Source organism: Sulfuricurvum sp. (assembly GCF_041651515.1).
Taxonomy (GTDB): Bacteria; Campylobacterota; Campylobacteria; order Campylobacterales; family Sulfurimonadaceae; genus Sulfuricurvum.
The window spans coordinates 88,332-101,612 of the sequence record NZ_JBAZJF010000005.1; the positions used below are offsets into that span (position 1 = coordinate 88,332).

A 13,281-nucleotide genomic window follows, 5' to 3' on the forward strand; every position below is an offset into this window, starting at 1 on the left:
CTGAATCACTTGTTTTTTTCATGGAAATAGTTTGTCGCTTCGACAAATCCTTCAACACTTCCGCAGTCAAATCGTTTCCCTTTAAACTTATACGCTAAGACCATACCGTTTGTAGCTTGCCTCATGAGGGCGTCGGTAATTTGGATTTCTCCCCCTTTACCTGGAGGGGTATTTTCGATAATAGCGAAAATATCAGGGGTTAGGATATATCGTCCGATAATGGCAAGATTACTTGGTGCGACAGAGGGATCAGGTTTCTCGACCATGTTACTGATCATGTAAACCCCATTTTCAATCTCTTTTCCTTCAATGATCCCGTAGCGGTTGGTTTGGCTTCGATCTATCTCTTCAATGGCGACGATTGAGCATTTATATTTATTAAACAACTCAACCATTTGTGAAAGAACTCCTCCTTCTCCGTTACCGTCGCATAAGTCATCGGCGAGGATCACGGCAAAAGGCTCATTTCCGATCAGTGTTTCTCCTGTGAGTATAGCATGACCAAGCCCTTTCATCTCATTTTGGCGTGTATAGGAGAAGGTACATTGATCGATGAGCGCGCGAATTTCGGTGAGGTAATGTTCTTTATCGGAACCTTTGATTTGGTGTTCGAGCTCATAGCTGACATCAAAATGATCTTCCAACGCCCGCTTTCCCCGTCCGGTGACGATAGCCATTGTATGCATTCCCGCTTCAACCGCTTCTTCAACACCGTATTGAATCAAAGGCTTTGTAAGCACAGGGAGCATCTCCTTTGGCATCGCTTTGGTTGCAGGTAAAAAACGGGTACCGTATCCGGCAGCGGGGAAAAGACATTTTTTGATCATACTAACTCCTGATATTGGATGTGATTATAGCAAAACACCGCTCTGATAATAACTTTTAGAACATTTTTCATCGAACTGTATTATAATGAGAAGAGCTAGCAAAAAAGGTGAGGATGTGAATATATTATTAAAGCAAACAAATTTATCCTTTTTAATAAGTTTCCTTTTTTGGATGGTGCTTTTGACGACAAAATCGTATGGTGCTGCCACAATTACCTCAGCAGCCTTCAACGGGACCGCTTCTACTACCGTTTATGCCTCAGATGCTGTTACGGTAGACCTCAATGTCACCGTTCCCAGCAACAATAGTGCTGATGCATGGAAATCTACTGCCTATCGTATCGGCAGCAGTGGAAGTTATACGTGTGTCAATACCGCTGATTACACCAGTGCCGGAAACCATTCTGCTTCTTTTTCGATCACAGCACCCGCTACGACCGGCAGTTATTCTGTCAGCCTTATCGCCTATAGCGATAAATCTTGTTCTTCAAATACGAGCAATACCTATACCAAGGTCAATGCGATAACGGTCATTGCCGATCCGACTACTTACAGTAACACACGTGCTTTTGCGCTACGCCATACACTCAATGCTCGCGGTGACATTTCAGTGATCGGAAATACAGTTCTCTGTAAAAGTACTAATCAAACAAGTGGAAGATGGGAAAGCGGGAGTTGTACTAAGCCTGGTGACACAGAGGCAAACAATGATTTTTATGCCATTAATAACATTCTCGACCCGGCACGGACCAATTCCAGTTCTGCTAATTTAGCACTCCCGTCTGGATCAAAAATTTTATGGGCTGAACTTTATTGGCAAGGAATCTTCCCCACAAATTTTGCAACCGATAAAAATACCGCCAAAACCATCAAATTCAAAATACCAGGGACTTCTACCTATAACACAGTTACCGCTTCACAGCTTGATTACTCGGGATCGGCATATCAAGGGATCGCCGATGTCACCTCACTGCTCAATCTCAATAATCCAAATGGGGATTATGACGTTGCCGACATGGTGACCAAACTGGGTAAAAGTGCGTATGGTGCATGGGCTTTGAGCATCATGTACGAAGATGACAATGACAACTTAAAAAATATGACGGCATATGATGGGTTTAAAGCAATTTTTGCGAGTAGTTCCACCCAGACCGTAGATGTTTCGGGATTTCGCACCCCTTTAAGCGGTCCTATTGCGTCAACCTTTTTCATATTTGCTGCGGAAGGGGATGCCGCGTATACCGGTGAAGGGCTCCAAATCAAAAATGGTGCAGGTGTTTTTCAAAATATCTATAACTCACTTAATCCCAGCAATAACCAGTTTAATTCTAATATCACGTACAAAGGGAACCTTGTTACAAACCGCAATCCCAGCTGGCCGAATACTGCGGGGAATGATATTGATACATACGATGTTTCTGGGATTTTAGAAAACAATCAAACCTCTACGCAAATCAAACTGATAGGGGGGGGAAACGATCAATACTATGTTGGTACGTTCGGTTTTTCGACCCAAATTTATTCTCCTACCATTGGGCACTTTGATAAAAATGCGACCGTTACGTATGCCTCTAACTCTTCCTGTAGTATCGGGAAAGATCTTCGAGGTGCTACCATCCATTATTCCATGACGTTTCAAAACACCGGTACGGAAGCAGCGTCCAACGTAAAAGTGTATGATGATTTTCAAAGCAACAATATTTTGAGCTATCTTGATATGAACCAAACGACTATACCGACCGTACAATTGCTAAGCGGTACTGGAGCTTCAACAGTCACCTGCGATAAAAACAGTACGGCAATTTACTGTAATTTCGACCGTATCGCCATTAATACACAATATAAAATAAGTTTTGACGTCAAAGTTAAAAGTTCTCTTTCCACAGCCAATGACATCACGCTAACCAATACCGCCAACGCACACTATTACAATGCCAGCACGGGAGACGAAATCACCCAAATCGCAACCAGTAATATGCAAATGGCGGGGGGAATATGCGCCATTTTACCTGTTGCCGATTATCGCTTTGATGAGTGTTCTTGGAAAGGGATAAGCGGCGAAGTGAGTGACAGCAGCGGAAACGGCTATAACGGGTCGATCAATCAAGCTCTTACCACGAGCAGCGGGGGAGCACTCTGTCAAACGACCATTTTCAATGGCACTTCCCAATACATTTCTGTTCCTCAAACGGCTACGAATACATTACTTTCAACTGCTTCATTAAGTTTCTGGATCAAAACAACCCAAACGGGGAACGATACAGACTGGTTAGCACCGGGGGTCACAGGCGTCGAGCAAGCAGGGACTAATAATGATATTTTTTGGGGATGGCTTGACGGCAGCGGCAAAATCGGCCTGAATGCATTGGGAGACGGCGTGCAAGCCAAATCATCTATCAGCATAAATGACGGCACATGGAGACATATCGTTTTAACGCGAGACGCTTCAACAGGATTATTACAAATCTACATCAATGGAGTTCTTAATGCATCTGCAACGAGTGGGACAGGAACCGTTGGAACAACATTTTCGAGTATTGGACGGATTGAAGATACCGGAGGAACACCCGCTTATTTTAGTGGTTCTCTCGATGAAGTGAAAATTTTTGATCGGGTATTAAATCCAGACGAAATTGCAACAATCTATTCTAACGAATCTGCTGGCGATAATTTCAACGGTTCTGTACGAACATGCAATGATTGTACCATCATACCTACAGCGGTAGCATTTGATGCATGGGATATATTCCGCTCAATCAGTGACCGCAAAATATCAACCAAAATCGTAGGCAAAGATTTCAATCTCGCAGTCACTTCTTTAGATCAAACACTATCAGCTTTACAAAGTTTTAATGGTACCGTTTGCGTGCAATTACTCACGTTTGCAACCAACAGTGAGCTTGCTCGACAATGTAAAGCGTGGAGTAATGTTACCACCAATACATACGGTCCATTTAATATTTTACAAGCATCTGATGATACAAAAGTGAGAATAGCCTGGAAAAAAGATGATATGAGTGGTACCTTCAATGTTGGCAGTGAGGATAACAGTAGTATTGCATCGGATTATTTTGCTATCCGTCCTGATTCCTTCGCCATTACAGCCTCGAATGCCATAGCTGGAACCGGCTTTAATATAATATTTAGTGCGCCGGTCTTCAATGTTCCAAATACTCCTTCTTCTTCGTACAACGAAACCTCCGGAAACAGTTTCGATGTTAATATTTCAGAACATAATGTAAGTTGTACGCAGGGGATATTCACCGCAACCGCAACCCCTGCAAGTTTCAGTTTTTTCAACGGTACCACAACAGTTACTACCCACTACAGCGAAGTGGGAATCCTCGATATTAATATCTCTGACCTTTCTAAGCCATGTACTTCACGTTTTGCACATGTAGACTGTAATGATGCAAATGTCGCCGGATACTACAACTCTACTATCGACTTGCCGATCGGTTTTGCACAAAAATCGATCACAGTGACCCCGCATCATTTCGACGTCATTGCGGCACTATCCAATGCTGTAACTGGCTTTACCTATCTCTCTACGGATCTCAATATGTCTGCTGATCTCAATATAACGGTAACGGCGCAAACCGAAGGGAACACCACCACCAAAAATTATAATACACTTTGTTATGCACAACCCACTAACTATTCAATCCAATACTTACCACTGTCCATTGCTCCATCAGGTAATCTCGCTAACCTTAATTATTTTGAAACCAATACGTCAACATCCAGTAGTGTTGCTACTGTGGCAACAGCTTTTAATCTTAATAATCTACCCAATAGTATCTTCGGTACCGATATCAATGGCTCAGCTAAATTGAATATTAAAATTAATTTTGATCGTAGTAGTTCGAAACCAGTCAATCCATTTGATCTTAATATTGCCTCAGTCATTGCTACCGATAGCAGTGTGTCGGGAAACGATAGTGCTGGTATCGGTAATGCTACTTTCATCTATGGCCGTGTACACCCTTATGACATTACGAATAATGTAGGCTATGCCCCGAATCCAGTCGAATTCGAAGTTTACAGTACTGCTTCGAATGGATATTATGTGAACGGTATGCCTCAAAATGTACTCCACTGGTATCGTAATACCAATCATAGCTCCAATATTGGAGGAAGCGTAAGGGCTGGAGGCTTCAGTGCTGGACTGAACGATATAAATGTATCTCCTGGTTCTTTCCAAAATGGAACACAAATTGTTACTGTCACGTCTTCAGTAGACCAAACCGTCCATTTGGATATAAACTCGTGGTTATGGTATTCTCTTAATCCTATAAAAAGTTATAATTATGGAACGGATTGTACACAACACCCTTGTTTTCAATACAAGTATACCAATACAACTGGAGGGGTCAAGGGGGTTAGCAGTGGCAGCTTTCAAGGGAGTGATTTTGGCATGACACCAGCTCAAAATATCACCAATAAAGGGGTAAAACTCTTTCGATGAGAAAAGCACTCACCCTTATAGAATTAATCTTATCAATGGTGATTATTGCGATTGTTTTTACCATTATTCCGCGTCTTGTGCAGTCGATGAACCAAAGTACACAAACAACGATTAAAGAGGAAGCAATGTACAATGCCATGGCACAAATCGGGATGATTATCAATCTACCTTGGGATAATAATAATACCCAAAATCCCCAAATTTTAGGTGTTTCCAATGGTGATCCGGCATACGATTGTAACGCTACGAGTGGCTATCGTGTCGGCGGCTTTGTTGGGGGACGTAACTGCATTAAACCTATAGGGATCAACTATAACGCCTCTAGTGTGATAGGAAAAGAAGATGCTCAGTACAACGATATTGATGATTATCACGATACTAATATCAGTGCCGATAAAAACTGCTCCGGAGTGGTAAAAGGGCTTTTTAAAATCGGGACTACGGTAACCTATGTTGCTGACCCTGCACCGATCGGTAATGCCGTTTTAAATACGCTAGATGTCAACCAGTCTTCCAACACTAAACGGGTATTAGTCCGTGTCGGCTATGGACCGGACAGTAAACAAGTTGGATGTATCACATCCCTTGAATATCACTCATTTAATCTTGGTAATATCCAAATCAATTCGCGGAATTGGAACTGATGATGCGCCGCGGCTATACCCTCATCGAAATTATAATCACCATTGCCATTACTGGAATTCTTTCAGTCGGTATGTTTAAGGCGTTTGAAGCGATCACTCTGCGATCTGAAAAAGCAAAAATCCTCGCTACCCTCTCGATTGATTCTCAAAGTGCACTGGATCAAATCAGCATCCTCCTCTATAACCGTGCTCCCATGTCGGTGCAAGGGTGCGATAATGCGGGTCATTGCGAGCCGTTGGATGGCACCCTTTATACTAAAACAATATTGACATGGTACGGAACGGCAAGTGAAAGCTATGAGGCAGGAGATTACAGTGCCTTTGTGGATATGAACCGCTCCGATTATGGAACTAAAATGCTCTACACCCCAAATACCGATTTCAACGCCATCCAAACAACCCAAACCAATAAATGGGGAGCATTTACATGGAACAATATCGGCCTAATTTTTTCAGGGACATTTGATCAGGGAAACCCTTCTACGTATCAAATCAGCATGAGTCAAAGTAACCAAATACTGTTTACCGGTGTTGCCCCTACAACCATATATGAAAAATATAACCTTGTAGATTCTGCCTATGCAGTCGCCCGTGGTGCCGATATCGATAAAACAGCACCCTGCATTACGGCATTGAACCTAAGTGCAACTGCATTGGATAATACACTCTTTTTATTTGATGATTACCGTCCGTGGAAAACTCCTACAGAAAGTTTTTGTGCCGACAGTGCAGCAGCCAATCGTGTCGGGAAAGTCAGTATTCTTGCTACTCAAGTAAACGCTTTTCGTGCTCAAACAATCAACGGCACAATCCGCCTCTCTATTGATACCAATCGTACCGTTCGTGGTGGAAATCCAGTGCGACTATCCAAACAAAAGGTGGTATTCTGATGCGTCTCGCGTTTGGCCTGCCCCAAGTATTGCTCATTATTCTCTTTATCGGGGGAATCGTTAGTGTCACAATGCGCTATGCCTCCTTGGGTGCTCGCCATTACGCCGACAGCTATACCCGAGAACAGGCAGAATTATTTTTACAAAGTTCGACCGAAGTAGCACTCCTAAGGATCAGTGATTATAATCGTAGTTCTGGTGGATGCATGAGTAGTGTGAACGTCATCTCATCAGATGGCCGTTTTAATGCCGTTGTTACGATAGAACAGTACTATTTGGCCGATGGCAGTATATGTAACAACGGAGTCGCCTATACTCCGATCCAAACGGAAGAGTCGCACGGAATGGTCAGTATGAAAGTTGTCGTTACCTCGGATAATACCAATCCTAAAATTCTCCATCCTATCCGATTAGAGCGAAGGAGTTTGCAACGCCCATGAGACATGCTTTTTCATTACTTGAACTTATTTTCGTGATTGTGCTCATTGGGATAATCAGTGGTATTGGTTTTTATATGAGTCGTCCCGATTATGCGCGGCAAGATGCTCAATATACACTTCTTAAACTCAAAGAAGCTCGATATCGTGCGATTGGTTATCAAAGTCCTAATGGTTTTGGTGTGGATGGAGGCTGCGTTACTTTGACTGCAATAGCACTTTCAAATAGCGATGAATCACCTCGCCATGAAATTAAAGCAACTATCTCTCCTATTAATACACTTACACCAGAACAAAATATTTGTTTCGATGCTCTTGGTCGCCCACATGATGGAAACTCTACATCATTATTAACCCTTTTACCGACTGATTTAAATATTACTTTTGTGTATGGTGATAAAAACAGCACTGTTCGCCTTTATTGTGGAACAGGTTATGCTATAATCCCTTGTAAATAATTAATTTTTTTTTTTAATATTGCCGATATAGGCAAAGACAAAAACGTGGCAAGCAGGGCAATGGAACACCAAAAAATCCTTTATCTCGAACATGACCGATCTCGTACCTATCAAGAGAGTGGATTTGAAGCGTGTGTAGCGAGTGACTTCAAATCTCTTTTTTCCGGTGCGATAATACCGTTGTCGTTGCTCAATATTCATACTCTTAAACTTTCTGATCGTCTTAGTGCTGAAGAACTAAAAATTCAAGTCGAAATTCGGATGTTTGAGGAGGGGAACCTCAGTAGTGATGATGAGTACACAATCGATTTCGTCCGGAATACGATTAATAACGATGATGATGCTCTCATCGAAGTCTTTGCCCTTTCTCATACCAAAGCGCGTGATTATTTTGCTGACGTACTTACTAAAACCAGTGCAATTGATATAATAACCCCTGCTTTTATGGTTTATGGTTCTCTTTATGATACCCTCCCAAAAGGAAATGATCTTTTTATTTATCTTGGAGAAGAAGAGTCCTATGGAGCTATTTACCAAGAGGGTCACTACATTGCCCATCGCAGCATTGAAACGCTTACTTCAATCGCGGTTGAAACAGGTTTGGATATTGCTAAACTTAAAAATCATTTACAATCTAAAGGACTTATAGAAGAGAACTATCTTCCCGAAGAACTCAATAAATTTATCCTGATCCAAGAGAGAGTTGCCAAAAATATTGAGCGGCTTGTTCACACAATCAACCATAAACGAGGTCTTTTCGGCCTCAGTGGAATTGATCACATCTTTCTTGACTTTGAAGGGGAAGGGATTCCTGGTTTAGAAGCTGTTTTCAGTGCTTATGGTATTGCTGATACGAAAGTAATCCCCCTTACTCTTGAAGGTGTTTCTCGCGAGCAACTCCATGAAACACTCTGTGCTTCCTACCTTTTACATGCCACAGCTCCCCTTAACCTCTCTCCCTATGAGCGTAAAGCAGCATGGTATGCTAGAGAGAGTGGAAAATTTTTAGGACTCAGTGGAGGATCAGTTCTTATTGTCCTAATGGCATCATTAATGGTAGGATGGATGATTTCTTCAGAGGAAACACGCCATGAAGAACTCACATCCAAACTCGAAGCACTACAACACGAGACCGCGAGTTTCTCGAAAACATTAAAAAAGAATACCTCTCTTCTGCAGGAGCAACAAGCGAAAAGTGAAGCCCTCCAAGAAGAGATCGCCCTCTATCATGCTGCCGAAGAGACAGCAGTGCTAATCGATGATATGCATGCCAAGCGGCAGCAATTTCTCCTTGATACGACGGCCGAGTTAGGTCGATACCACTTGGGCGCCCTCTTAATGGAGCAAAACAGCTCAAAACAGATGAATTTGTACGTTGTTTCCGATTATGCTAAAAGAGATGACATAGCCAAACTCATGAGCGGTCTGTATGAACGAGGATATCAGGATGTCCAAACACATGAAATCAAACTGGATAACAATAATACAACGTACAATAGCCTTGTAAAGGTGATCCGATGAATGATTTAGAAGCACAACTTGACAATCTTGATGAACAACTCCTCGCGTATGAACCAAAAACACGCTGGGCACTATACATCATTACAGCACTTGGCATAGTGTTGATGGGTTGGATGTTTTATCTCTCTGACGCGTTAGATGAATTAAGTACTTTTCAAGAACAAAATCAAGAACTCACAAAGCAAATTAGTGACAATTCTCCGGAAGCTTACCGCACTAAAATAGCCAACAGCTCCGCCGCAATCCTTAGGGAACAACACCATAGTGTCGCGCTAGAGAATGAAAAGCAAGCCCTTCTATTGCAAATGGCCTCTTCAAAAGGTCTTGTTTTTGATAATCGCCAGTATGCAAAAACCCTCGATCTCCTGTTAGAGCGTTCTATCAAACTGGGACTTAAAGTTGAGTTGATGGAATCGGAAGATACCAATCAAACATTTTACGGGAAAGTCAAACAATTTAAAAAACTGACCATAAGCGGATTAGGAAGCTTCCCTGCTATTGCTGATTTCCTCACCTTTATTGAATCCCGAAATACGTTGATTCAAATCCAGAGCGTCCAAATTCGCTCAGATGAAACCAAACCCCGTTTTGAAGCGGTAATCCTCTATATGGGGGTTGCATTATGAGTAAGTTGACGATTTGGGTCATTGCATATTTGTGTTTCACACACCTACTGCACGCACAAATATACGATCCTTTTCTTAAAACTGCTAAGTCGCGTGCCGCATCCATAACGGGTCTTTTACCTCCACCTCCGATGATAGATGCCCTACCGGTGATCCCACCCACGGTTGTGAGCGCTGTTATGAATAATAAAGCGTTTATCAACGGTGCATGGTATTGTGTTGGTGATCGGGTCAACAACCAAGAAGTAACCTATATCCATAGCAATTTCGTCGGTCTCAAAGAGGGGAATCGACTCACTATGATCGCCGTCGGCGGAGCACGCCGCGTACTTAGCACTAAGGAAGTTCAATGAAAAAAATTCTATTACTTTTGGTATTTTTATTAACATTTTCACAGGCTCACGAATGTGACAACAAACGATTCAGTCTCAGTGCCTATCAGAATAAAGGCTCTGCCTTGAGCTTGATGGATCTGTTACGCGATGTTGCTCAGACTTGTAATATCAGTGTTGTATTTGAAGACCACCGTGCTAAAGAGCGTCTCTCTCAACCTCTTGATATGGTCAATATCAGTGATTATACCGTCCCAGAACTTTTTGCATTTATCTTTGACGATCATAACCTTTTTTATACCTACGATGAAGCCAAAGGTGTCATTCGTGTTTCATACACCAAAACTGTCAATTTTAATGTCGATTACATCAATATGCGAGAGCTAACTACCACCTCTTCCAAATCAATCACTGTTGGGCCAGGGAGCAGTGGTAGTTCAATGGGAGGCGGTGTAGGTGGAATGCCAGGTGGAAGTCCAATGGGTGGGCTTCCAAGTGCGATGCCAGGCGGAGTAGGATCATCAGGAACAGGTATGCAGGGCAGTGGTTCTAATACGGACTATACAAATGTCAAAGCAATTTCTACTTTTACATTTTGGGATCAATTACATGATCATATTCAACAAATTTTAGAAGTTGACGATGAATACAATGCGGCACTTAATAAAACTCTTGTAAGCCGTGATGCAACAGTAGTCACGGTATCTGGGACCAAACGCCAAATTGATTCAGTTAAAGGATACCTAAATAAACTTGAAACACGTATGCATTCTCAAGTGATGATCGAAGCGTACTTAATCGAACTTACCTACAATGATTTTAATACTACTGGAGTCAATTGGAGTAATTTCAGTCTTTCGTTGGCCGGTAATTATGCCAATAGTTATAATAATATGGGTATTGCTCATCCAGCATACACTTTCGGTGTTAATTTTGATCCAATGGGGCTTATTGATTTTCTAAACCGTTATGGACATGTTGAAGTTCTCTCAAATCCAAAGGTATTAACTCTCAGTAATCAACCTGCTGTAATCAATGTTGGAAAACAACTAAGTTATCTCTATACCAATGGTACAATTGCAGCTGCAAATAGTCTAAGCCTTGCAACGACGACTAACACACTAGGTTCCGTTTTTGTCGGACTAACCTTAAATATCATTCCGGAAGTTACTGAAGATGGGTATATTGTTATGAGGATTAATCCGGTATCGAGTGAACTTCTTGGAGAAGATGTCAATGCATCTAATTTCGACGGTTCAAATGTAATTAGTGCTGATAGAACAATGCCGCCTGACACCCGTATTAAACAAATGACTTCAATTGTAAAAGTTAAAGATTCACAAAAAGTACTTATCGGTGGGTTGATTGAGAAAAAAACATCACACAAAGACAGCAAAGTCCCAATTCTTGGGGATATTCCATATTTTGGGAGACTTTTTCATGGTTCTACAGTATCAACGCAGAAAAGTGAACTTTTTATACTGATTACCCCTACTTTGATTAAAAAAGATATTTTTCCTTCCATAGATGATGCTATCATCAATAGGGCAAATTAGATGTCTAAATGGCTTGATGCAGCAAACCAATTTGAAGAGGGGAGAAATAGTACTGATTATTTTGAAGTACAAGGCTCCCTTGGAGCCATTGAAAAGATTCAAACTATTCTTTCTAAAACTTTTCGTCAACTCATTTTCCTATTAGGTGAACCCGGCAGTGGGAAAAGTTTTTTACTTCACCATCTTAAAACAATTTGGCGTGATGAACTTGATGTTTTACTTATCGAAACGCCGTTTCTTACCCCTTTGGATTTGTTAAAAAAACTGTTAAATCATAAAGGGATCACCGTTTATGATAATGATTTTGAAAAACTTCGAATTAAGGCGACGGAGCTTTACTCCAATAGCAATCACATTATTATGATCGATGAAGCACAGCTTTTAAGCGCTGAGATGAAAGAGTTTATCCGTATTCTTAGTGATTCAAAAGCGTTTTGGTTTATCCTTGCAATGCATCGTAGTGAAGGGGTATCGATACTTCGTGCACCCCATTTTAAAAGCCGACCACATCGCATCATTGAACTTTTTCCTCTCAATATTGTTGAAGGGAAAAATTATATCCATCGCGAATTGGTGCGGATCGGGTATGGTGAAATTACCGATGAGTTCAACAATAAGCTTATTGTGAAGGCGCATCACCTGAGCCAAGGAAATTTCCGTAATTTTAAAAAGATTTTTTATCATCTTTTTCATATTCTTCACTATACTAATACCCATAATAAAGAAAAATATCTACGACCGTCATCGTGTACTATCACAATGGCAGCGATGAGTGCGGGACTACTTAATGATTGATAATTTTGACCAACTTGTAGAACGATGTTCTGCCCGTCGTCGCCGGCATATGATTCATCTCTCATTCCTTATTGTAGGGGGAATACTTTTGCTCATTGCCCTTATTGCAGGATACATGGAGTGGTCTTCAATAACCAATGGTATCTCAAAGCCGCTTCCTAAAGTGCAACATATCACCCCTGTTTCTGTCCCTTTTAGTGAGTCAAATACTACCATTGTGCCATCCGATGTTAATAAAACCATCCTACCTCTCCCTAAAAAAACAACGCCCTCTAGTTCAACGGTAGAGGTCATCAAGCCAATAAACAATGCTATTGCAGTAGCGGTAACGAATACTTCTGCTGTAGCCGAAAAACCGCTCCAATCACCTTCTCCTATATTACCAAAACCGCAGAATAGCCGCTTTTTTGATGTCAATAATGACACAAAAACATCAACACTTGATCCTCTTAAAACGTTTGACAATAATCCGAAATACGAAACAGCTCTCGCCGTTGCACGTGATTATTACGGGAAAAATAATTTTGTAGAAGCTGCTGTTTGGGCAAAAAAAGCGAATCAAATGAATCGTGAAGGGGAAGAGGCATGGATGTTGTATGCCAGATCCTATTATGCACAAGGTCGTAAAACGGATGCCATTGGCGTATTGGAGCTGTATCTTAATTTTAAAGATTCTAAAGCAGCGCTTGAATTACTCCGAACGTGGAAACAAAACCCCTAAACAAAT

12 protein-coding genes are annotated in these 13,281 nt (G+C 41.5%); 11 read left to right on the plus strand and 1 reads right to left on the minus strand.

Annotated features, from left to right (window positions below; genetic code table 11):
• Window positions 1-5: 5 nt before the first annotated feature.
• Window positions 6-827 (minus strand): UTP--glucose-1-phosphate uridylyltransferase GalU, encoded by an 822-nt coding sequence (galU, locus tag WC407_RS10630; RefSeq protein ID WP_373022626.1) that lies wholly within the window; start codon window positions 825-827, stop codon window positions 6-8.
• Between the two features lie 115 nt (window positions 828-942).
• On the opposite strand from galU, the gene WC407_RS10635 reads away from it, so the two are divergent.
• The 11 genes from WC407_RS10635 to WC407_RS10685 are packed head-to-tail and all read left to right on the plus strand — an operon-like array spanning window position 943 to window position 13,275.
• On the plus strand, window positions 943-5,295 hold the full coding sequence (locus tag WC407_RS10635) for a LamG-like jellyroll fold domain-containing protein (protein WP_373022627.1): 4,353 nt from the start codon (window positions 943-945) through the stop codon (window positions 5,293-5,295).
• Entirely contained in the window at window positions 5,292-5,939 is a 648-nt protein-coding gene (locus WC407_RS10640) for a type II secretion system protein (RefSeq protein WP_373022629.1), read from the plus strand. Before WC407_RS10635 ends, WC407_RS10640 begins: the two co-directional genes overlap by 4 nt.
• Entirely contained in the window at window positions 5,939-6,829 is an 891-nt protein-coding gene (locus WC407_RS10645) for a prepilin-type N-terminal cleavage/methylation domain-containing protein (protein ID WP_373022630.1), read from the plus strand. The genes WC407_RS10640 and WC407_RS10645 overlap by 1 nt, the downstream gene beginning before the upstream one ends.
• On the plus strand, window positions 6,829-7,269 hold the full coding sequence (locus WC407_RS10650) for a hypothetical protein (protein ID WP_373022631.1): 441 nt from the start codon (window positions 6,829-6,831) through the stop codon (window positions 7,267-7,269). Before WC407_RS10645 ends, WC407_RS10650 begins: the two co-directional genes overlap by 1 nt.
• Entirely contained in the window at window positions 7,266-7,724 is a 459-nt protein-coding gene (locus WC407_RS10655; RefSeq protein ID WP_373022632.1) for a type II secretion system protein, read from the plus strand. The genes WC407_RS10650 and WC407_RS10655 overlap by 4 nt, the downstream gene beginning before the upstream one ends.
• A 60-nt stretch (window positions 7,725-7,784) precedes the next feature.
• On the plus strand, window positions 7,785-9,245 hold the full coding sequence (locus WC407_RS10660) for a hypothetical protein (protein WP_373022634.1): 1,461 nt from the start codon (window positions 7,785-7,787) through the stop codon (window positions 9,243-9,245).
• Window positions 9,242-9,871, plus strand: a complete 630-nt coding sequence (locus WC407_RS10665; protein ID WP_373022635.1) for a hypothetical protein — start codon at window positions 9,242-9,244, stop codon at window positions 9,869-9,871. The genes WC407_RS10660 and WC407_RS10665 overlap by 4 nt, the downstream gene beginning before the upstream one ends.
• Complete coding sequence (locus tag WC407_RS10670; RefSeq protein ID WP_373022638.1) at window positions 9,868-10,224, plus strand: hypothetical protein; 357 nt, start codon at window positions 9,868-9,870, stop codon at window positions 10,222-10,224. The genes WC407_RS10665 and WC407_RS10670 overlap by 4 nt, the downstream gene beginning before the upstream one ends.
• The gene (locus tag WC407_RS10675; RefSeq protein WP_373022640.1) at window positions 10,221-11,759 is read left to right on the plus strand and encodes a type II secretion system protein GspD; all 1,539 of its coding nucleotides are present in this window, start codon (window positions 10,221-10,223) and stop codon (window positions 11,757-11,759) included. Before WC407_RS10670 ends, WC407_RS10675 begins: the two co-directional genes overlap by 4 nt.
• Window positions 11,760-12,554: an AAA family ATPase gene (locus tag WC407_RS10680; protein WP_373022641.1), complete on the plus strand. Its 795-nt coding sequence runs from the start codon at window positions 11,760-11,762 to the stop codon at window positions 12,552-12,554.
• On the plus strand, window positions 12,547-13,275 hold the full coding sequence (locus WC407_RS10685; protein WP_373022643.1) for a tetratricopeptide repeat protein: 729 nt from the start codon (window positions 12,547-12,549) through the stop codon (window positions 13,273-13,275). The genes WC407_RS10680 and WC407_RS10685 overlap by 8 nt, the downstream gene beginning before the upstream one ends.
• The last annotated feature ends 6 nt before the right edge of the window (window positions 13,276-13,281 follow it).